The 20,213-nt window shown below is 65.0% G+C and carries 21 protein-coding genes; 5 read left to right on the forward strand and 16 right to left on the reverse strand.

Annotated elements, in window-relative coordinates; genetic code table 11:
- Positions 1 to 57: 57 nt before the first annotated feature.
- The 10 genes from ACAG21_RS05540 to ACAG21_RS05585 form a co-directional block, all read right to left on the reverse strand.
- A complete protein-coding gene (locus ACAG21_RS05540; RefSeq protein WP_370494950.1) occupies positions 58 to 855 on the reverse strand; it encodes an NAD(P)-dependent oxidoreductase in 798 nt (265 codons plus the stop codon).
- Positions 852 to 1,667 carry an NAD(P)-dependent oxidoreductase gene (locus tag ACAG21_RS05545; protein WP_370494951.1) on the reverse strand — a complete coding sequence of 272 codons (816 nt, stop codon included), beginning with the start codon at positions 1,665 to 1,667 and terminating at the stop codon, positions 852 to 854. The genes ACAG21_RS05540 and ACAG21_RS05545 overlap by 4 nt, the downstream gene beginning before the upstream one ends.
- Complete coding sequence (locus tag ACAG21_RS05550) at positions 1,664 to 2,554, reverse strand: alpha/beta hydrolase (RefSeq protein WP_370494952.1); 891 nt, start codon at positions 2,552 to 2,554, stop codon at positions 1,664 to 1,666. The genes ACAG21_RS05545 and ACAG21_RS05550 overlap by 4 nt, the downstream gene beginning before the upstream one ends.
- Before the next feature lie 7 nt (positions 2,555 to 2,561).
- Positions 2,562 to 4,226 (reverse strand): OB-fold domain-containing protein, encoded by a 1,665-nt coding sequence (locus ACAG21_RS05555; protein WP_370494953.1) that lies wholly within the window; start codon positions 4,224 to 4,226, stop codon positions 2,562 to 2,564.
- A gap of 133 nt (positions 4,227 to 4,359) precedes the next feature.
- The gene (locus ACAG21_RS05560; protein ID WP_370494954.1) at positions 4,360 to 4,680 is read right to left on the reverse strand and encodes a hypothetical protein; all 321 of its coding nucleotides are present in this window, start codon (positions 4,678 to 4,680) and stop codon (positions 4,360 to 4,362) included.
- Between the two features lie 23 nt (positions 4,681 to 4,703).
- Positions 4,704 to 5,327: a TetR/AcrR family transcriptional regulator gene (locus ACAG21_RS05565; RefSeq protein ID WP_370494955.1), complete on the reverse strand. Its 624-nt coding sequence runs from the start codon at positions 5,325 to 5,327 to the stop codon at positions 4,704 to 4,706.
- 71 nt (positions 5,328 to 5,398) lie between these two features.
- Positions 5,399 to 8,266: an RND family transporter gene (locus tag ACAG21_RS05570; protein ID WP_370494956.1), complete on the reverse strand. Its 2,868-nt coding sequence runs from the start codon at positions 8,264 to 8,266 to the stop codon at positions 5,399 to 5,401.
- Positions 8,263 to 8,700 (reverse strand): MmpS family transport accessory protein, encoded by a 438-nt coding sequence (locus ACAG21_RS05575; RefSeq protein ID WP_370494957.1) that lies wholly within the window; start codon positions 8,698 to 8,700, stop codon positions 8,263 to 8,265. The genes ACAG21_RS05570 and ACAG21_RS05575 overlap by 4 nt, the downstream gene beginning before the upstream one ends.
- 379 nt (positions 8,701 to 9,079) lie before the next feature.
- Positions 9,080 to 9,376, reverse strand: coding sequence for a ferredoxin (locus ACAG21_RS05580; RefSeq protein WP_370494958.1), 297 nt, complete (start codon positions 9,374 to 9,376; stop codon positions 9,080 to 9,082).
- A complete protein-coding gene (locus ACAG21_RS05585) occupies positions 9,373 to 10,674 on the reverse strand; it encodes an NADH-ubiquinone oxidoreductase-F iron-sulfur binding region domain-containing protein (RefSeq protein WP_370494959.1) in 1,302 nt (433 codons plus the stop codon). Before ACAG21_RS05585 ends, ACAG21_RS05580 begins: the two co-directional genes overlap by 4 nt.
- Positions 10,675 to 10,710: 36 nt before the next feature.
- Between ACAG21_RS05585 and ACAG21_RS05590 the strand changes: the two genes are divergently transcribed.
- Positions 10,711 to 11,184, forward strand: coding sequence for a hypothetical protein (locus tag ACAG21_RS05590; RefSeq protein ID WP_370494960.1), 474 nt, complete (start codon positions 10,711 to 10,713; stop codon positions 11,182 to 11,184).
- Between the two features lie 5 nt (positions 11,185 to 11,189).
- Here ACAG21_RS05590 and ACAG21_RS05595 read toward each other — a convergent pair whose 3' ends face one another.
- The 6 genes from ACAG21_RS05595 to ACAG21_RS05620 form a co-directional block, all read right to left on the reverse strand.
- Positions 11,190 to 12,056, reverse strand: coding sequence for an alpha/beta fold hydrolase (locus tag ACAG21_RS05595; RefSeq protein ID WP_370494961.1), 867 nt, complete (start codon positions 12,054 to 12,056; stop codon positions 11,190 to 11,192).
- A 15-nt stretch (positions 12,057 to 12,071) separates the two neighbouring features.
- The gene (locus ACAG21_RS05600) at positions 12,072 to 12,470 is read right to left on the reverse strand and encodes a Rieske 2Fe-2S domain-containing protein (RefSeq protein WP_090606541.1); all 399 of its coding nucleotides are present in this window, start codon (positions 12,468 to 12,470) and stop codon (positions 12,072 to 12,074) included.
- Between the two features lies 1 nt (position 12,471).
- Positions 12,472 to 13,617, reverse strand: coding sequence for an amidohydrolase family protein (locus tag ACAG21_RS05605; RefSeq protein ID WP_370494962.1), 1,146 nt, complete (start codon positions 13,615 to 13,617; stop codon positions 12,472 to 12,474).
- A gap of 40 nt (positions 13,618 to 13,657) precedes the next feature.
- On the reverse strand, positions 13,658 to 14,749 hold the full coding sequence (locus tag ACAG21_RS05610; RefSeq protein WP_370494963.1) for an amidohydrolase family protein: 1,092 nt from the start codon (positions 14,747 to 14,749) through the stop codon (positions 13,658 to 13,660).
- 282 nt (positions 14,750 to 15,031) lie between these two features.
- Positions 15,032 to 15,937: an NAD(P)-dependent oxidoreductase gene (locus ACAG21_RS05615; RefSeq protein ID WP_370494964.1), complete on the reverse strand. Its 906-nt coding sequence runs from the start codon at positions 15,935 to 15,937 to the stop codon at positions 15,032 to 15,034.
- Between the two features lie 2 nt (positions 15,938 to 15,939).
- Positions 15,940 to 16,320 (reverse strand): carboxymuconolactone decarboxylase family protein, encoded by a 381-nt coding sequence (locus tag ACAG21_RS05620; RefSeq protein ID WP_370494965.1) that lies wholly within the window; start codon positions 16,318 to 16,320, stop codon positions 15,940 to 15,942.
- Between the two features lie 111 nt (positions 16,321 to 16,431).
- Between ACAG21_RS05620 and ACAG21_RS05625 the strand changes: the two genes are divergently transcribed.
- The 4 genes from ACAG21_RS05625 to ACAG21_RS05640 all read left to right on the forward strand — a co-directional run bounded on the left by ACAG21_RS05625 (position 16,432) and on the right by ACAG21_RS05640 (position 20,181).
- A complete protein-coding gene (locus ACAG21_RS05625) occupies positions 16,432 to 17,076 on the forward strand; it encodes a TetR/AcrR family transcriptional regulator (protein WP_370494966.1) in 645 nt (214 codons plus the stop codon).
- Between the two features lie 7 nt (positions 17,077 to 17,083).
- The gene (locus tag ACAG21_RS05630; protein ID WP_370494967.1) at positions 17,084 to 17,821 is read left to right on the forward strand and encodes an alpha/beta fold hydrolase; all 738 of its coding nucleotides are present in this window, start codon (positions 17,084 to 17,086) and stop codon (positions 17,819 to 17,821) included.
- A gap of 205 nt (positions 17,822 to 18,026) precedes the next feature.
- Positions 18,027 to 19,025: an acyl-CoA dehydrogenase family protein gene (locus ACAG21_RS05635; protein WP_370494968.1), complete on the forward strand. Its 999-nt coding sequence runs from the start codon at positions 18,027 to 18,029 to the stop codon at positions 19,023 to 19,025.
- Positions 19,009 to 20,181: an acyl-CoA dehydrogenase family protein gene (locus ACAG21_RS05640; protein ID WP_370494969.1), complete on the forward strand. Its 1,173-nt coding sequence runs from the start codon at positions 19,009 to 19,011 to the stop codon at positions 20,179 to 20,181. Before ACAG21_RS05635 ends, ACAG21_RS05640 begins: the two co-directional genes overlap by 17 nt.
- The last annotated feature ends 32 nt before the right edge of the window (positions 20,182 to 20,213 follow it).

Genomic DNA, 20,213 nt, shown 5'->3' on the forward strand with positions numbered 1-20,213 from the left:
GTAACGCTAACGGTAGCGCTTTCGTCGCGAACCGGGAAGAACCGAAGTGCCGACATGTCAAACCTTTCCGCCGACATCGAGGACCCCGATGACGTCGTCGAGGGCACCGAGGTCTGCGGCGATGCCGCGCACGGCGGCGATGTCTTTTCCGATGAATTCCCCGGCCACCTCGATGAACCCCGCGATCGAGCCCGTCGCGGCGATAAGGTCCAGCACCCGGCTGGTGGCGCTGCCCTGCGCCAATGCGCCGAGCAGGGTCGGTTCGGCAACGCCGAGGCGCTCGCCCAGCCGGATCGACTCGGCAAGCAGCCCGAGGTGGCCGGCGAACAGGGCATTGTTGACCAGCTTCACCGTCTGGCCGGCGCCGCGCGGGCCGACGTGCAGCACCGGGTCGCCGTAGCAGCCCAATAGTGCTTGCAGTCGGGCCACGGTGTCATCCTGGCCGCCGACGAACAGCGTGAGGGTGCCCGCCGCGATGTCATGCGGGCCGCCGCTGACCGCGGCGTCGACGACCTGGACACGGCCCGCCCGGGCGGCGATGGCCTCGATCGTTCCGGGGCGGGTCGTGGTGTGCACCACCAGGGTCGAACCCATCGGCATGGCCGACAGCAGCGGGCCGTCCAGGCAGACCTGGCGCACCTGCTCGTCGGTGAACACGCAGAGCACCACCACATCGGCTTGCGCGGCGGTGTCGTCTACCGCGTCCACCACGGTTGCGCCCAGCTGCTCGAGATCGTGGCGCTGGGCGTCATTCGTCGCGTCGCGGACCAAGACCGTCACGTCGTGGCCCGCCGCGGCGAGACGCGCCACCATGGGACGGCCCATCCGCCCGGCTCCGATGAACCCGACTTTCACCTCGGGTGTTCCATCAGGGTGAGCGCGGCGTCGGCCGCATCGAGGACGGCGCCCCCGCGGGCGGCGGCCGCCTCGGCGAGGTCGACGATCAGCCGCACGTCCTTCTGCAGCAACGTGCCCGCTACGCCGGCCAGCCGGTCCAAGCCGCCGATTCCGCCGATGGCGTTGAGCGCGAAGCTGTTTCCGCTGCTGCGTGAGACGACTTCGACGAGCCGATCCGGTGCGACGCCGAGGGACTGCGCCAGCGAAAGGGCGGTGGCCGCGGTTCCCAGGTTCGCGGTGAACAATAAGTTGTTGAGCAGTTTGGTGGTTTGGCCGGTGCCCAGTTCGCCGAGGTGGACGACGGGATCGCCATAGGTTTCGAAGACGGGACGGCAGCGCTCAACCGTGTCGGTTTCGCCGCCGACCATCACCATCAAACGGCCCTGCGCCGCAGCCGGACCGCCGCCGCTGACCGGGGCATCGAGTACCGAAACACCTTTGCCAGCAACTTTTTTCGCGATTGTTTGACAGGTTTTCGGGTGTACGGTGCTGTGCACCGCGATCACACTGTCCGGTTGCAGGCCCGCGAACAGGCCCTGTTCACCGGTGGCGATTTCCTCGATGTCGGCCTCGCTGACCACGCAGAGGCAGACCAGATCACTGACGGCGGCGAGTTCGGCAGGTGACGACGCGATTTCCGCCGAGGTGTCGGCGAACGGCTCGACCGACGCGGGTCGGCGCGCCCACAGCGTGGTCGCGAAGCCACCTTCGACGATCCGCCGGGCCATGGGGCCGCCCTGGCTGCCCAATCCGATGAATCCGACTCTCATCCGGCGGCCTCTTCGTCGGTTGAACGCGCGGCCACGCACTCGTCGACGAACCCGAGAACCTTCGCGTGGTATTCCGGTGCGCGGTGGCTGAGGCTGATGTTGTGGCCGGCGTCAGGTTGCCGGTGCAGGGTGAAGCGCGGCACGCCGGAGAACATCGAGACGATCTCCTGCACCGCCGAATCATCGGTCTGCCAGACCTTTTCATGCTCGGCGATGCTGAAGTGCACCGGCACCCGCACGGCCGGGGCCAGCGTCGGGAAGGTTTGACGGGCCCAGTCCGACACCATCTGGTCCTCGTAGGAGGGAGCCGACGGGGACACCGTCGCTCCGCCGAGGACCTCGGGTGGATACATGTTCGCCGGGCTCCACAGCAGGTCGCGCATGCCGGGCGGGCGGCGTTCGCGGGTCGCTGTTTTGAGTATCTCTTTGGCCGCCGGGTGATAGTGCCGGCCGGTGCCCGCCAATTCGATGCCGAGCAGCTCGGCACCGCGCTCATCGGCGGCCATTCGCATCGTCAGCTCGCAGCCGCCCGAATGGCCCATCACGAAAAGTCCTGCACCGCTTGGTCGTTCGCCAATGATGCGTTCGACCGCGCCGTATGCCAGGTTGACGCGCTGGTCGCCGGAGACCATCGCCTCGGGGTAGGGCGCCGAACTGCCGTAGCCGGGCCGGTCGAGCGCCACCACGGTGAATCCCGCGGCCGCACCGGTGCGTAGTAACGAATACGACGGGTGGCCGGGGCAGTCGAAGTAGACCGCGGTGGTGCCGCCGCCGTGGATGGCCACGATCACGGCCTTGGGGTCAGCGGCTTCGCAAACCACCGCCGACATCGGCACCCCGTCGACGATCACCAGCCGGGGGCGCGGAGTCGGCGCGGCAGTGCTCATGCTCGCCTCATTCCGGGGCCCGCAGCAGGAGCACGCCGCTGGGGGTGAGGCCGCCGCTGCTGACTACCCCGACCCGGGCATGGTCGACCTGGCGGTCGCCCGCGGCGCCGCGCAATTGGGTGATGGCCTCGTGCAGCAGGCCCATGCCGTGGGTGCGGCCATGCGATAGTTGGCCGCCGTGCGTGTTGAGCGGCAGCTGGCCATCGCGGGCGATGTTCTTGCCGCCGTCCAGAAACTCCTTGGCCTCGCCGATTCCGCAGAAGCCCAGCGCCTCGATCCAGGACAGGCAGTTGAATGAAAACCCGTCGTACAGCTCGGCGACGTCGACGTCGGCGGGCCGCAGCGAGGTGCGCGTCCAGACATGCGCGGACTGGCCCAGTACCTGCGGCTCGTGGGTCAGCGTGCTCTGGTCCCAGTCGAGTCGCTCGACGATCTGCGTTCCGACAGCCTCGACCAGGACCGGGGGCTTGGCCAGATCACGGGCCACGTCGATCGCGGAGACGATCACGGCGATCGCGCCGTCGCACGGCACGTCGCAGTCGTACAGGCCGAACGGCGTCGTGATGGGGCGCGCGTTGAGGTAGTCGTCCATCGTCATCGGGGTTCGGTAGATGGCCGTCGGGTTGAGTTCGGCGTTCGCCCGCTGGTTCAGCGCGATCCAGCCCAGCGTTTCTTTGGTGGTGCCGTATCGCTGAAAGTGGCGCTGCGCGTTCATCGCCAACGTGTGAGCCGCGGAGGTGGCGCCAAATGGCATCTGCCAGCCCGACATCCGGCCCCCGAAACCGCCTGGGGGGGCGATCTTGCCCTGCTTCATCAGCTCGCTGTTGGTGGCTTCCCACAGCGTTCGGAAGCAGAGCACGTGACGCGCCAGCCCGCAGGCGACCGCGAGCATCGCGGCGATCACCGAGCCACCCGGACCGAACGTCTCCATCGCGCCGTTGTGCCACGTCGGCCGAATACCCAGCGCACCCTCGAGAGCGGTGGTGCCGCCCTCCCCGAATCCGCCGACATTGATCGCGCCGGGGTAGGTGGACAGGCCGTCGATGTCGGCGTACGTCAGGCCGGCGTCGGCGATCGCGGCCTCGCAGGCCTGCACGGTCAGCGCCAGCGGCGGTTGCATCAGCCGCCGGCCGATCGGTGACATGCCGATCCCGGTCAGCGCTACCTTGTCTTCGAACTTGTCGGTGGTGAGCATCGGGCGCACGTATTCGCCGAAGCGTTCCGGTGCGATCTCGTCGACCGGTAGCGCAGCGGGATTGGCGTCGGGGATGGGCCGAAACAGCGGGAACCACACGTCCTCGACCTGCTCGAAGACGACCTCGACCTGTTGGCCGAGCTCGAGCTGATCGGGCTCGCAATCCACGATGTTGGTTGTCAATCGCACCCGCGGGTCCTCGGCGATCGCAACTTGCGCGATCACGTAGGGCGCCACCAGCCCGGGCAGGCTGAACCGCTCGTTGATGGTGAAGCCGGCCAGCGTCGCCTTGCCGGAAACCGTGCGGACCGCGATATCCAACGACCGGCAATAACGGCACACCGGCGCCGGCGGATGGATCAGGGATTCGCAGGCCTGGCATGCCTGCAGCCGAAGCTTGCCGTCGGCGCCCGAGGTCCAGAAAAACTCATTCTCCTGCGTGACCTGGGGCAATGGGCGTCCCGGTGCTGCTGACACGTCACCTCCGCGAGTCGACCGGCCCGTGGGTGCAACGTGGTAGGCCCGTTATACGAATCGGAGAATTACGTTATCACTGCCAGGCAGGCGTGAGCCAGACACGCGAAAAGGATTGGGACGACGACCGCCGGCGTCAGTACGGGACCCAGACGCCGTTGAAATAGGCACCCCATTGGTGAAAGCCGACGCTCCACATCGGATCGTTCGGTGACCACCACGGCCGTGGCGGTGGGGGCGGCACGTCAAGCCCGGCGAACGACGGCGCATACGCCGGCGGGGCCACGTACCACGCGGGCACCGGCGGCGGCGGTTTGCACTCGAAGGTCGCCTGATTCCACGACATGTTCGAATCGCACTGCGCCGAGCTGATTCCCGGCGTCACGATCGCCGCCGTCGCCATTGCCCCGAAAACGACCGCAATGACGGCGGTCAAACGACGAACGAACCACCCCATGACGGCCCTCCTAATACGTTGTCCTACTCGGTCTTGTTCGTTGACGCGTGCACGACGGGCAGGATCAGGGTGTCGATGACCTGCCGTACGAAGTTGGCATCGACGGATTCTCCGCGGGCAACCCGCAACAGGGCCATGGCCACGAGCACGTCGGCCACCATTGACCAGTCCTGATCGGCCGATATTTCGCCGCGGTCAGCGGCTTGCGTCAGGATCGCGGATATCGTGCGTTTGCCTTTGCAAAGCATGAGGTCATCGAGTGCCGATGCGAGTTCGGGCTCGTGCGCGGCTTCCATCGCGACGCGCAACACCAGATCGTTGCTGACCAGGCTGGTGTCATTGAGTCTGACGCGTTCGACCAGATCATCCAGGTCGCCGGCCAGGCTGCCCGTGTCCGGGACGTCATCGGTGAGCAGATCGGGTCGCCAATAAATCAGAGCGTCTGTGATCAAGGCCGCCTTGGATGACCACCGTCGATAGATTGCGGCCTTTCCCACGCCGGCGCGCGCGGCGACATCGTTCATGTTGGTGGCGTCATACCCATGCTCGGCGAGAGCCGCCAAAGCGGCATTGAGGATGGCGGGATCGCGCGATCGGTCCAAACGCCCGTCCGTGCGTTGGCGCAGTTTGGATTCCCGTCCTGTCATGGGCCCTGCTCCGTCGACTGAACTACCTTTCCATCGACAGTCTGGCAGACCCGCAGACCGGCAGGTTAGCTTCATGGCGCCACTAACTGTGGGATCGGTGCGGTGTGCGCATCGTCGGCCGCCGGGCTGGATCGCCTAATGCGGAAGGTGTTCAGCGGCCACCAGAACCAGCGTCCGAGGGCGGCGGCGATCGACGGCGTCATGAACGAGCGCACGATCAACGTGTCGACCAACAGGCCCAACCCGATGGTGGTGCCCAGCTCCCCGATCACCCGGAGCTCGCTGACGATCATCGACATCATCGTGAAGGCGAAGACCATGCCTGCGGCGGTGACCACCCGCCCGGAGGCGCCCATGCCGCGGATGATCCCTGTGTTGAGGCCCGCGTGGATTTCTTCTTTGAGTCGCGACACCACGAGCAAGTTGTAGTCGGAGCCCACCGCCAGCAGGATCACGACGGACAGCGGCAACACAATCCACTGCACGCCCAGGCCGATGATGTCTTGCCAGAGCAAGACCGACAGGCCGCAGGCGGTGCCCAGAGACGCCGCGACGGTGCCGACGATGACGAGCGCGGCCACCAGGCTGCGGGTGATGAGCAACATGATGCCGAAGATCAGGATCATCGCCGAGATTCCCGCGACGAGAAGGTCGATGATCACCCCTTGTTGCATGTCGCTGTACATCGAGGCCATCCCGGCCACGTAGACCTTCGAGGACTCCAGCGGTGTGCCCTTGATGGCGTCGGCGACGGCGTCTTTGATGCCCTCGACGTGTTTGATGCCCTCGACGGTGGCGGGGTCACCCTGGTGGGTGATGATGAACCGGGCGGCCTTTCCGTCGGGAGAGACAAACATCTTGAGGCCGCGCACAAAGTCCGGGCTTTTGAAGACTTCCGGTGGTAGATAGAACGAGTCGTCGTTTTTCGCCTCGTCGAAGTATTGCCCCATCAACGTCGATCCTTCGGCGGCCTCTTGCTGATGGGCCTGGGTGCCCTGCATCGTGCTATGCATCGAGAGCATGAAGTCGCGCATCGTCTTCATGGTGTCGATCATCGGCGGGAAATCGGCCAGCATCTGGGGCATCAACTGATCCATGTGGTCGAGATCACCGCTGAGTCCTTTGATTTGGTCGGCGAGCTTGTCGATACCGTCGAGCGCGTCGAAAATCGACCGCAGTGACCAGCAGATCGGAATGTCAAAGCAGTGCTTCTCCCAGTAGAAGTAGGAGCGAATCGGCCGCCAGACGTCTTCGAAATCCGCCATGTTCTCGCGCAATTCGTTGGTTGTGTCCACCATGTCGTGGGTCTTGCCCACCATGCTGTGCGTGGTCGCGGTCAACTCGCGCATGACGCTATACATGTGTTCCATCGTGGAGATCGTCTTGCCTAGCTCGTCGGCCTGCTCGAGCATGTGAGCCATGTTGTCGTTCATGAACTTTGCCGTTTGCAGAGTGCCGGAGTTCTGCATCGCGATCTGAAACGGAATCGAGCTGTGCTCGATCGGGGCCCCCAGTGGCCGGGTGATGGTCTGCACGCGTTCGATGCCCCGTAAGTGGAACACGCTCTTGGCGATTCGGTCGACGACGAGCATGTCCGCCGGGTTCCGCAGATCGTGGTCGGCCTCGACCATCAGCAGCTCGGGATTCATGCGGGCCTGGGAGAAGTGTCGATCGGCGGCGGCGTATGCGACGTTGGCCGCCATATCTTGGGGCGTGAACTTTTGATCGTTGTAATTGGGTACATAGGTGGTCAGGCTGACGAAACCGATCACGGCGATCATGATCGTCACGAGAAGGATCGGTATCGGCCAGCGCACCACGGCGGTCCCGACCTTGCGCCAATTACGGGTGGAGAGATTGCCTTTCGGGTCGAAGAGGCCGAACCGAGATCCCAAAGCCAGCACAGCAGGTGCCAGGGTCAGTGCCGACAGCACGATCACCAGCAACGCGATCGCACACGGCAGCCCCATGGTCTGGAAATATGGCAGCCGGGTCGCCGTCAGGCAGACGCAGGCGCCCACGATCGTCAAACCCGAACCCAAGATCACGTGCGAAACGCCCTGATACGCGGTGTAAAACGCGTCCTCCCGATCCTGGCCGAGGGCCCGGGCCTCGTGATAGCGGCCGAGGAGAAAGATGATGTAATCCGTTCCCGCCGCGATGCTCAGCATGGTCACCATGCTCACCGCATATGGGGTGAGGCCGATGATCCCCACGTTGCCGGCAGTAGCCGTAACTCCCTGTGCGGCAAACAATTCGATGCCGATGATCACCAGGCAGAAGATGGTCGTGCCGACCGAGCGGTAGACCACCAGCAGCATCACCAGGATGACACCGATCGAGACCAGCGCCATCGTCGCCATGCTCTTGTGCCCCACCAAGCTGACATCGGCGTTGAGCACCGTGTTGCCCGCCACGTACGCCTTGACGCCAGGCGGCGCGGGCACCTCGGCGACGATCTTGCGCACTGCGGCTACCGACTCGTGACTGGGTGTGGTCCCTTGATCACCATCGAGGAACACCTGCACATAGGCGGCCTTGCCGTCCGCGCTCTGCGAACCCGCGGCGGTCAAAGGGTCGCCCCAGAAGTCCTGGACATGCTGCACGTGGGCGGTGTCGGCCTTCAGCTTGGCCACGATCCGGTCGTAGAATTCGTGCGCGCTGTCTCCGAGTTTGTCTTGGCCCTCCAACACCACCATCGCCGAAGAGTCAGAACGGAACTCGTGGAACACCCGGCCGATTTGCATCATCGATTTGAACGCCGGAGCGTCCTTTGGGGTCATCGGCACCGAGTGCTGGGCGGCCACATCATCCAGTGACGGTGAGATCAAACCGAGGCCGACCGCAAGGAGCACCCAAAACAACACGATCGGCAGCGAAAGGACGCGAATCGGCCGGGCAAGTACCGGTCGGCCGGGCAGCGAATGCGTAGTGCTCATACGGCTTTCACCAAGCAGTAGATGAACGGCTGGTACTCATCGCTGTGACGGTCATCGCGCACCTGACCGTCGACGATCACCCGGCACCGGATCGCGTTTACCTCGGTACTGCCCTGGGCGACAATGTTGGCCGACATCGAGGGCAACGTCGTCACGATCGTGTACGACCACGGTAACGGCGCAGCGTCGACAAGATGCGGCTGCCCGTTCTCATCCAAATAATTCAGGCTCACAGTCCCGCCCGTCGAAGAGGTTATTTCATACGTAATGTGTTTGGGATTAAAGGGTTTCGTATTATCGGCGTTCGCCTCGCCGGACATCGCCGTGCCGTTGGCGCCAAAGGTGTCGCGGACCTGCACGACCACGTAACCGCCCAGCACGATCACGACGAGAAGGAGCAACGGCATCCACGCCCGCTTGACGATTCGAAACACAGTCTTCCCCTGACGTCTGCCAGCTTTGGTCTGCGCTCCGCCCAAGGCAGCGCAGAGACCGGTACGGCAATTTTGGCACTACACGGAACTCGCGTTCCGTCACAACGGGGAACTGTACAGCACGACCGCGCGGCCCGCGAATTAATCCGATTGCGTCAAAACGCAGAACCGTTGCCCCAAGTCGCCGGCCATCTCTTTGGAGTGGCGGTCGGAGCGAACTTGCTGCTGCTCAGCGCGCGCCGGAGCCGGTACGCGTTGTGGTGCAGAAGATTTGCCCTGCCTAGCTCGCATCCGTCTCGGATGCCCAGCGGGCAGTTGCCCCCGTCCTCTTAGCCGCCGACGGTGTCGAAGGTGAGTTACGAATCAGAGCCGGGAAAGCTCAACGGGTGAAGCCCCATTCGGCTTCGTTCTCGTCGGTTTTGAGATGCTCGGCCGGATCGTCTACCTCGGTAAGCGGTAGCGAGGCGGCGGGAAAGATGCGTTCACCGAGTTCGGTGATGGCATGCACCGGGCAATCCATCAGTGCGCGCATCACGGCGTCGCGATCCGCCTCGGCCACGGTGCCGTCCCCGATCAGGGATGCATAACCCCAGTCGTCCAGCGAGAAATATCCGGGCGCGTACTTGGCGCAGACTCCGAAGCCGTCGCAAATGGTGCGGTCCAGACGGATTTTCATACTTGCCTCAGAGCTTGCGCCTCGTAGGGACGTTCGGCACGGAATGCGCCGCCGGCGCAATCCGGACAGGTGTTGTCGAGATGCGCCGCGACCTCGGCCGGGAACTGGTCGAGCAGGCTCGCGGCCACATTGGTGGCGGCATCCAGTGTGGCGCAGGCGCCGCGTCCGCGCAGCAGCACCGACCAGCGGCGCAACCGGTCGACGTCCTCCGTGGTTGCGGCGCCGTCGCGCAGCGCCCCGGCGGCGGCCGCCATCGCCGCCGTCCCGTTGAAGCAGGACCCGCATTGGCCGGCATTCTCGCGGTCGAAATAGGCCAGCACGGCCGCCGCAACCGCGACGGGGCACTCATCGGTGATCACCGAGACCGCACCGCAGCCCAGGCCGCTGCCCAGGCGCCGCATCGTCTCGTGGTCCAGCGTGGTGTCCAGCACGGCCCGGTTGAGCACACCCGCGAAGTATCCACCCATCAGTGCGCCCCGCACGTTTTCAGGGGAAATGCCGTGCAGTGCAAGCAATTCGGTGAACGCCAGACCGTGGGGCAGTTCGTACAGCACCGGCGGCTTGCCGGCACCGGTGATCGTGGCCAAGAACGTGCCGGTCGACAGCGACGTGCCCTGCGAGCGGAACGCCGCCGAACCGTTGCCCTGTACGTAAGGCAGATTGGCCAGCGTCTCGACATTGCTGACCAGCGTGGGCAGCTCATCGACGCCCGCTTCGAATGGGCGTGGCGGCTTGTCGGTCGGTTTGGCCGGGCCCCCGTTGATCACCCGAACCGCGGCGGTCTCCTCGCCGGCCACGTATCCGGGCTGGACGGTCAATACGCGGACCGTGACACCGAGGGTGTCGGAATCCAGCTCGCCGAGCGCGGTTTCGACGCTGTAGGCCGACTCAGGGTCGGACACGTACACGTAGGCGCGGTCCGCGGCCACCACCGCCGCGGCCAATCGCAGTCCGTCCAGCACCAGATGGGGGCGGTTGCGCAGCAGCCAGCGGTCCTTGACCGAAGCCGGTTCTCCCTCTTCACCATTCGCGACGACGACGGGCGCAGCGGTGATCAGACGGCCGTTGTCGCGCACCGTGCGCAACTTGACCGCAAGCGGGAAGGCCGCGCCGCCGCGGCCCACGAGTCCGCTGGCTTGGACTTCGTCGAGCAATGCCTGGGCGTCGGCGAGCCGACGGTAGCCGCCGAGCTGTCGGTACGCAGCCAGGTCTTCCCGACCGGCTTGCGCGCTCAGCAACCGCGGTGCGCACCCGGGAAGCGTGGCGGTGGTGATCGTGGTGGACTGCGTGGTGTTCAAAGCTGGCCTGCCATCGTCTTAGTTAGGCTTGCGCCCATGCGAACTGCGGTGGTGCGTGTCAACGTCGACCCGGAAGGCGTGCTGACGCCGGCCCAACTACGTGACGGCATGGCAGCGCTCCTGGAGCTCGCGGGTCACGCCGGTGCCGGCGTGGTCGAGAACGACCTCGCGGCCATGCCCAAAACTCGCCGTGAAGTCGAATTGCTCATCGCGGCCGAAAACAGCGACACGGCCAAAGAAGCCGCAATCGGGTTGTGCGCCAAAGTGTTCAGCAACGCCCCTGTCCCGGGTGTGGTCACCTTTGTCAGCCGCGGAACCGATGACGACGCCCACGGCGTACTGGCCGGGTTCGGGCTCACCGGTGACATCGTGCGCACGCCCGGCGACGACGGATTCGACATCGTCTACGTCACGGTGCGCGAGGCGGATCTCGATCGGATTCCGGAAAGCCGGGTCCACACGGCGCTGGAAGCGTCGCTCAACTGCGAGGTCCACATTCGCACCGTGTGACGCCATTACGAGCCCAGGAATTCGAGGATCGGGGGGGCTGCCTGCACCCAGGTGTCGAACATGTTGAAGTGCTTCACCCGGCCCGCCGCACGGTCCTCGGAGGCACGCTCCCAGGCGTCCTCGGGCCACGGCGGGTCGATGAGCTTTGATCCCTTGATCAGGCAACTGACTTCCAGCGACGTCCGCTTGGGATGATCCATGTCGTTCTCGCCGCCACGAATGATCAACGTGGGAACCCTTATCCGGTCGAACATTTCGTCCTCGACACCGGGAATCGTCTGCCCCGGCTTGGAAACGAATGCGTTGAGCCAGCGCAGCATGAGCTTGAGGAATTCGTCGGAGTCGAAGTCGAGGAACCGTTGCTTGTTGGCCGGGTTCTGCGCGATACGCTCTTTCCACTCGGTCACGTTGATCACGCCGTCCATGCCGGTGCCGCGCACCGCGAGGATGCTGGGGATGATGTAGAAGGAGCCGAGCACGAAGCTGCCGTAGACGCCGCCGACGATGTTCCATACCACCAGCTTGGTGACCATCTCCGGGTAGAGCATCGTGGTCAGCATGGAATCCCTTGCCCCGCCGGACCCGCCGGCGAGAATGCAGCGTTCGAAGCCCAGCCCGGTCACCAGTTTGTGCAGGGTCTCGGCGCGCATGTGCGACTCGCTCTGGCCGTAGAACTGCACATCGGACGCCCCGCAGTTGGGCCGGTCCCACAGCAGCACCCGGTAGCCGCCCGCGGCAAGTGCATCCGCCAGCGGACGCAGACCTTCGATTTCCTTGCTGAACCGTCCGCCTGGGGTCAGGGCAATGAGATCACCTGAGTCACCGAGGATTTCGTAGACGACGTTTCCCCCGTTGATCTCAATTGATGGCACGCGATTCTCCTGTAGTTAGGCCTGAACCAGGACGTCGTTGCCGACGACCCGCACCGGGTAGGTGCGAATACTCCACTCCGGCTTGACCGCGGTGGTGCCGGTCGCCAGCTCGAAACCCCATTGGTGCCAAGGGCAGTAGATGAACTCCAGGTCGCGCACCATCACGGCGTCGCCCGGCACGGATTCGTCGACGATCGTGCGTCCCCGGGCACGCCCCGAGCACAGCGGACCGCCTTCGTGCGGGCAGTAATTCGCGATCGCGTAGAAGGTGCCGTTGACGTTGTAGACACCGACACCGTGACGCCCGATCGGTACCAGCTTGTGCTTGCCCGGCGGAATCTCGTCTACGGTGGCGACGACGTGCTCGCGGCCCTGGGCGAGGCGTGGCTCGGGCCGTTTCGTTTCTTCTGACAATTCAGAGCACCCGGACCTGGCCCTCGAGCACCGGAACGGTCTCCGGCAGGTGATAGGTCGCGATGCCGTTCTTGTACATGATCGCGTCGCGGGCGTGCTTGGGCAGATGCTTGACCAACCAGCGCGGGTCATCGAACGTCCAGTGCGGGTAGTCCGATGAGAACAGCAGGATCTTCTCGCATTCCATCCATTCCAGCGCGCGGGTCAACTCGGTCTTGTCTTCCGGGTAGTCCAGCGGCTGGGTGGTGAACTTGATGTGGTCCTTGACGTACTCCGACGGCTTGCGCTTGATGTCCATCCAGGACTTGCGCGCCTCGTAGATCGCGTCCATCCGCCACATCAGCGGCAGGATCCAGGTGAACGCGTGCTCGACGAAGACGATCCGCAGCGTCGGGAACCGGTCGAATACGCCGTCGAAAATCAGGCTCATCACCTGGTTCGCGGCCAGCAACGAGTAGGTCACCATGAAATCGTGGTTGTAGCTAGGGAATCCGACCGGCGGGATCGGTAATTCGTCGAACTGGCTGCGCGACAGGTGGCAGCTCACGGTGATGTCGTGCTTGGTGGCGGCTGCCCAGATCGGGTCGTACTTCGGGTGGCCCCAGGACGGCCGCGGCTCAGCCTTGATCAGGATCTGCGCCATGAACGGGTGTCCGGCCCACTTCTCGATCTCACGCGCGGACTCCTCGGGCTCCTCGATGGCGCAGCAAATCGAACCGCGCCACCGCTCGTGCCAGTTGTTGTGGCTGTCCAGCCAGTGATTGGCCTGCCAGTCGTTCAATGCGGCCGACATCGCGTGCTGTGCTTCGGGCAGCCGCGCCGGGTAGGCGGCGGGTTCCAGGATCGCGATGTCGGAGCCGGCCTCCATGATCAGCTGGCGAAACGCCATATCCGGGTCGCTGCAAGGGAATTCACCGTTGGGCGGGAAGGCGTCCACGCGCATCGCGTAGGAGTGCGCGTAGTCGGGGGCGTCGTAGTAAATCTGCTCACCCACGGTGCGGGTGAGGAAGTACTTGCTGCGCCAGGGCTCGGGGATGTACGGCACCAGCTCGCCGCGCTTGGGCGCCGGGTGGACATCCGAATCGACGCATCGCACGGCTATGCGCTCGGTAGCGGGAACCCGCTCCCGCGAATGGGTCAACGTCATCTGGGTCTCCTAGCCCTTTTAGGTCTGCCCGCTTCAACTTCTACTGTGCGCCTACGCCGGCGGGGATGTCTATGCCGTAGAGCTGCGCGGCGTTTCGCCAGCACAGCTTGTCGCGCTGCTCGGCGGACAGCGCGCTGGGCAGCTTCTTGACATCGCCGCATTGCCAGTGCGGGTAACTCGAGCCGAACATCACCATGTCGTCCTTGCCGGTGAAGCTGAACCATTCACCGGCGAATTCGGTGTCACCGGGACCGTCGAGGCTGCCCTGCACGAAATAGACGTGGCCGGGCAGGTAATCGCTGGGGATCCGTGGCGCCCACGGGGTTTGCTCCAGGTGCGGTCGGCCGAACGTGTCCATCCGCCAGATGAAGGGCGTGATGAAGTCCGCGGCGCCGTCGCCCCACACGAACTTGAGGCCGTCGAAACGCTCGAACACGCCCTCGGCGATCATGTTCATCAGGTGATACAGGTAGTTCAGCGCCATGAAGCTGACGTATTGCTCGTAGGTGCGGGTGTTCCCGGACGGCGTCGGCGGAAAGGCGATGCCCGAGCCGACCTCGATGTGTGCGGCAACGGGCAGGCCGGCGTCGACCGCGGCCTCCCATAGCGGCCAGAACTGCGGCTTTCCGTAGACCTCGCGGGATTGCAGGGGAACGCCGATCTGGACCACGCGCGGGTGCCCGCGCCATTTCTCGATCTCGCGCAGCGCGCCGGCGATGTCGTCGGGGTTGACCCGGATGGTGCCGCGGAACCGCTCGCCGTACTGGCTGTTCTCCAGCCAGTTGGTCACCATCATCTCGTTGTGCGCGGCGTGCAGCGCGCTGCCCAGGTGGCGGTCCGGCATGATGCCGCGCGCCATCGGGTGCAGGACCGCGACGTCGACGCCGCGCTTCGAAAACAGCTCATTGCCAACGAATTCTGGATCCGAACCGGGGTACTGACCGTCCGGGCCTTCGGCGTCGGGTACGTACTCGCCACCCGGGGCGCCATACCAATCCATCTCGTAGTCGGGGAACCCGCGGCTCTTGAACGGCTCCCGCAGGGTCTTGCGCAGCGCTTTGTTGGACGGGAAGAAGATATGCACGCTCGCGTCGATGAGCGGCGTGCTGGTTCCGTCAGCGTGTTCGATCACGGCAGCCACCCACGGGTTCCGGTAGCCAAAGTGAGCCAAACCTGATCATAAGATAGATAATCTAACATTCTCATAGGCTGTCGATCAATGCATTTCCGGTAAGCGTCTCGGTTAACTATATGCCCTGGTAGCAGACGGTATTTCCACCATCAGGGCAATCGTGGTTCTTCAATGCGGATAATACCATTCTCGGCACTCATGGGAAGGCGTCTTTGCAGCCGGCAAGATTGCCTCGGCGTCGCCGCACCGGCCACGCGGCCGTTACAGAGTTGGCAAACGGTGTCACGCCGTCCGGTCGTCGTCGGCGGCGCCACCGACGGTGACACCGGCGGCCTTCTCGAACGGTTTGATGACCGCCGTGAAATCCGAGTCGGCGCCTTGGTCGAGTGCGGCAGCTTCCCAGAGCCGGCCGATGGTCTCGGCGACGTCGACGGGCACGCCCAGGGCCTTCGCCTCGTCGAGATAGAGCCGTACGTCTTTGACCATCAGACCGGTGGCAAATCCGTAGTCGAAGGTGCGCGGCAATACCGCACGCGGAAACTTGTCCCGGCTGGCGCTCGTCGCGCCCGAGCCCGCATTGAGAACTTCGATCATCACGGCCGGGTCGAGGCCGGCCTTGACGCCCATCACGACGACCTCTGATGTCGCGATCAACACGTTGGCCGCCAGGATGTTGTTGGCGAGCTTCATCGTCTGCGCCGACCCCGGCTTCTCCCCGATGTAGAACGGGCGGCCGATCGCCTCGAGGATGGGCCGGACGGCCGCGAATTCGCTGCGCGGGCCGGAAACCATCAGGGCGAGTGTCCCTTTCTCGGCGCCGCCGACACCACCGCTCACCGGGCTGTCGAGGGCGGCGATGCCCCGCCCGGCCAGCAGGTCATGGATCTGCACTGAGGTTCGGCTGCCCACCGTCGACAGGTCGACGTAGCGCTTGACCCGGGAGCCCGCGATCACACCCGCACTGGCGACCTCCAGCGACACCGCTGGTGACGGAAGGCTGGCCAGCACCGTCTCCACACGGTCGGCGACATCGGTGGCCGACGCGGCGGCACGGGCGCCGAGTGCGACGATGCGGTCGAGTGTTGCGCTGTTCGTGTCGAAGGCGATGACGTCGTGGCCGTCGGCGACGAGGCGGCGCGCCATCGGAAAACCCATGTTGCCCAACCCGATAAAGCCGATTTCTGTCACGACTAGTCCTCGTCCAGTGCGGCGAACACTTCGCGCGCGATGCGGAAGCTGTCGACCGCGGCCGGAACACCCGCATAGATGGCCACCTGCAAGAAGATCTCGCAAATCTCTTCGCGCGTCACGCCGTTGGTCAGCGCACCCTTGATGTGGGTTCGTAATTCGTTCGGCCGGTTGAGGATTGGGATCATTGCCAGGTTGAGCATGCTGCGCGTCTTGCGCGGCAACCCCTCTCGGCCCCACACCTGGCCCCAGCAGTATTCGGTGACGAGATCTTGCAGCGGCTTCGAGAATTCGTCGGTGTCGGCGAGTGCCTTGTTGACGTACGCCTCACCCAGCACCGCCGAGCGGATTTCAATTCCGCGCTGGTATGTTTCGCGATCCAATGATCTCTCCCTTAGGTCCGGGTGCGCAGCATGACACACGAACGACGGCGGTCTTGGTAGCGGTGAACCCGGCCATTCTCGTTCGTCGTCCCAGCGGTTATCTACACGTTAATGTATATTTTCGTGATCACCACAACCCGACGTGGACGCCCGACGCACGCCGAAGCCAAGAAGCTGCAACAAAAGCTGCGCAACGCGGCCGTCGCGACTTTCGTCACGCACGGATATGACGCCACCAGCATGGACGCGATCGCCAAGGCTGCCGGCATCACTCGGCGCACTCTCTATGCCCGCTACCCCGACAAGCGCGCGGTTTTCCTCGACGTCATTCCCTGGGCGCTCACCCGGAGGATGGAGCGCGACGACACCCGGGAATCTGGCGACGGCGACCTGCGGGCCGCGCTGGTCGCGGCGGGCCGCGCCGGTCTGGCACGGGCGATCGATCCCGACATCGTGCGGCTGAAGCGGATCGCCATGAACGAGTCGGCGCGTTTCCCGGAGTTCGCGCTCAGCGCGCACTCCATGACTTGGTCGGCGCGTCACCGGCAGGTGATGGATATGCTCCGCCACTACCAAGACACTGGAGCCATCGAGGTCGACGATCTCGAGCTGGCCGCCGGCCACTTCATCGCGGCCGTCGAACACCTGCCCGCACGGCTGGCGGACAGCGGGATCTACCGCAGTCCCGACGAAGAGGAGCGCCACTTGCAGCACGCCGTAGACCTGTTCCTGCGCGGCATCCTGCGTCGCGACTGAACTCGCGATGGCCTGGCCCGGGCTGGTGCTGGTGCATGGGGGCGCCCATGCGGCCGATTGCTGGGATCTCACTGTTGCCGAATTGACTAGGCGGACACCGGAATTGCCAGTGCTGGCCGTCGATCTACCCGGCCGCGGTCGCAAGCCGGCAGATCTGACGGCCGTCACGATCACCGACTGGGTGAACTCCGCGGTCGTCGATATCGATGAGGCCGGCTTCAACGAGGTTGTGATCGTGGGGCATTCGATGGGCGGGCTGACGGTGCCGGGCATCGTGGCCAGGCTCGGGGCCGCGCGCGTACGGGAGATGATCCTGTTGGCCGCGTTCGTGCCACCGCAGGGATCGTCGGTGGTGGACGCGCTGCGCGGGCCGCTGGCCCCGTTGGCGCGATCGGCGGGCCGGATTCGTCGATCAGTCCCAATGCCAAGGGCACTAGCGCTTTTCGCGTTCTGTAACGGAATGACACGCGAGCAGCGCGCGCTGACCTTGTCGCGACTCTGCCTGGAATCGCCGAACGTCATCTTCGAACCGGCCGATCGCGGCGACCTGCCCGGCGAGGTACCGCGGACGTGGATCATGACGCTGGCCGATCGAGCGTTGTCACAGCGCCAGCAGCTCGGCGCGATCGAATCCCTCGGCGGTGTCGACACGATGCTCTGTGTCGACGCCTGCCACGACGTGATGTTCTCTCGCCCAGGCTGGCTCGCCACCACGCTCGCCGATCGGTGCGGGGCGTATCGGTGAATAGGCGGCCCGACGCCAGTTGCCGAGCGGGCTCTCAGTGCGAGATTTCGGCCGTTTTTTCGCAGTGCGTGCACGTTCGGCGTCGCCACCATCGGCAAGTGGGCGCACCTGCGTTTGTGTACGTCATACACCGAAACCGAGATTATTACTTCCAGAAGGGAGAATGATATTCTCGCGACGGCGGTGACGACAGGAGGCGGCCCCGATGCTGTTGGAGTTCGATGCTGATCAGCGACTGTGGCAGGACACCGTGCGTGACGCCGTCGCAAAGCAGTGCCCACCCTCGCTGGTGCGCAGCGTGGCCGAGGACGGCGTAGACCCGAGCCCGTTATGGAAGTCCTATGTCGACCAGGGCTGGACCGAGCTCAACGAATCGGACAGCGCCGTGGAGCTGGCCATCGTGCTCGAAGAGCTCGGCCGCGCAACCGATCCCACGCCGTTTCTGGCGACGATGAGTCAGTTCGCGCCGCTCGCCGCGGACCGGTTCGACCCGCACCAGTCAGGCACCGCAGTGTACGGCGGGGTGGTGGCGCACCGCGACGCGCAGGGCTGGGTGCTGGACGGCACCGCACGCCACGTCCTGGACGGCGATCGTGCGGACCGGCTGGCGGTTGTGACCGACGCGGGAGTCTTTCTCGTCGCGGCCAGCCAGGTCGCCACCCGGCGGGCCTCGGTGTTCGACCCGGTGTTGCACGTCGCCGACCTGTCGTTCGCCGGAGTCCGGGTGCCCGACAGTGAGCGGCTGACCGTCGACGCGGAACGCGCTCATCATCTGGCGCTGACCGGCATGGCCATCACGATGGTCGGCGCCTGTCAACGCATCCTCGACCTGGTGCTCGAGCACGTCAAAAGCCGTCAGCAATTCGGCGCGCCGATCGGCTCCTTCCAGGCCGTGCAGCACAAGGCCGCCGACATGCACGTCGCAGTGGAACGTGCTCGCGCACTTGCCTACTTCGCCGCGCTGACGATCGCGTCCGACGACCCGCGCCGCCGCCTGGCGGCCGCGATGGCCAAAGCCTCGGCGGGGGAGTGCCAGTCGTTGGTATTCCGGCACGGGTTGCAGCTGCACGGCGCCATGGGCTTCACCTGGGAGAACGACCTGCAGTTCGCGCTGAAACGGGCCAAAGCCGGCGAACCGATGCTCGGCGGCGCCGCCGAGCACCGGGCCCGGATCGCGGAGGAATACCGTGCAGCTGACTTTTGATTCCGAGGTCGAGGAGTTCCGGGCGCAGTTCTCGGCTTTCCTCGACGAAAATCTGCCTCCCGCAAGCGAAACGCTCGAGCGACCACGGTCGGTCTCGCATATGCCGCAGTGGGCACGCGACTGGCAGCGGCTGTTGTTCGACAACGGCTGGCTGCTGCCAAGTCAGCCACCGGAATTCGGCGGGCGCAACGCGAGCGTCATCCAGCAGTTCGTTTACCTGGAGGAGCTCAGCCGGCGCCGGATCTACCACAGCTTCAACCCTCAGGGCGTCAATATCGTTGGCGCCTCGCTGTTGTCGTTCGGCAATGACGAGCAGAAGCGGAGCTGGGCGGTGCCGATTCTGCGGGCCGAGATTACGGCGTCCCTCGGAATGAGCGAGCCCAGCGCGGGCTCCGATCTGGCGTCGTTGCGTACTCGCGCGGTGCTCGACGGCGATCACTTCGTGGTCAACGGGCAGAAGGTGTGGACCTCGGGTGCCCACGATGCCGACGTCCTGCTGACGTTCGTCCGCACCAATCCAGATGTGCCTAAGCACAAGGGAATCAGCGTGCTGATCATCCCTACCGACACCCCGGGTCTGGTGCGCCGGCCGTTCCCGTCGATCTGCGGCATCGACGATCTGGATTTCAACGAGGTGTTCTTCACCGATGTGCGGGTGCCCGCGGAGAATCTGGTCGGAGAGATCGACCAGGGCTGGAAGGTGGCCAACGGGTCACTCGGGCACGAGCGGACGATGATGTGGCTGGGATTCGCGGATCGGCTCGACAACATGATCGACGACTTCCGCCCGAGCACCGAGGTCGAGCGCGACCAGTACGCGTCCACGATCATGGACAAGCAGGCACTGCGCCTGTTGGGTTCGGTGGCGTTGGCCCGCGCGGCGCGCGGCGAAGACGACGTGGCCGCGATCTCGGTACTCAAGCTGCTCGGGTCCGAGGCCGAGTTGCGTGGGATGGAGCTGGCGCTGACCTCCGCGGGATCCGACGGGCTCGTGCACCCGGCGTTGACCGGGCCGTACGCGCACATGAACCTCGACCACTATTTCGCCAGCTGGTTCGAGCGCTATGCCCGAAGCTTCTCGGGCACCATCGCCGGCGGTACCTCCGAGATTCAGCGCAACATCATCGCCCAGCGCGTGCTCGGCCTACCGCGCTAATCCCCGAGCGAGTTGCCGTTAATCGCAACGGC

Source organism: Mycobacterium sp. pR1184, from assembly GCF_041287235.1.
Taxonomy (GTDB): Bacteria; Actinomycetota; Actinomycetes; order Mycobacteriales; family Mycobacteriaceae; genus Mycobacterium.

Bases quoted from the DNA above. Each gene is read 5' to 3' on its own strand.
- ACAG21_RS05560 (WP_370494954.1), bottom strand. From the start codon at position 4,680: ATGGGGTGGTTCGTTCGTCGTTTGACCGCCGTCATTGCGGTCGTTTTC.
- ACAG21_RS05570 (WP_370494956.1), bottom strand. From the start codon at position 8,266: ATGAGCACTACGCATTCGCTGCCCGGCCGACCGGTACTTGCCCGGCCG.
- ACAG21_RS05630 (WP_370494967.1), top strand. From the start codon at position 17,084: ATGGCCTGGCCCGGGCTGGTGCTGGTGCATGGGGGCGCCCATGCGGCC.
- ACAG21_RS05625 (WP_370494966.1), top strand. From the start codon at position 16,432: ATGTATATTTTCGTGATCACCACAACCCGACGTGGACGCCCGACGCAC.
- ACAG21_RS05590 (WP_370494960.1), top strand. From the start codon at position 10,711: ATGCGAACTGCGGTGGTGCGTGTCAACGTCGACCCGGAAGGCGTGCTG.
- ACAG21_RS05545 (WP_370494951.1), bottom strand. From the start codon at position 1,667: ATGAGAGTCGGATTCATCGGATTGGGCAGCCAGGGCGGCCCCATGGCC.
- ACAG21_RS05565 (WP_370494955.1), bottom strand. From the start codon at position 5,327: ATGACAGGACGGGAATCCAAACTGCGCCAACGCACGGACGGGCGTTTG.
- ACAG21_RS05550 (WP_370494952.1), bottom strand. From the start codon at position 2,554: ATGAGCACTGCCGCGCCGACTCCGCGCCCCCGGCTGGTGATCGTCGAC.
- ACAG21_RS05635 (WP_370494968.1), top strand. From the start codon at position 18,027: ATGCTGTTGGAGTTCGATGCTGATCAGCGACTGTGGCAGGACACCGTG.
- ACAG21_RS05580 (WP_370494958.1), bottom strand. From the start codon at position 9,376: ATGAAAATCCGTCTGGACCGCACCATTTGCGACGGCTTCGGAGTCTGC.
- ACAG21_RS05605 (WP_370494962.1), bottom strand. From the start codon at position 13,617: ATGACGTTGACCCATTCGCGGGAGCGGGTTCCCGCTACCGAGCGCATA.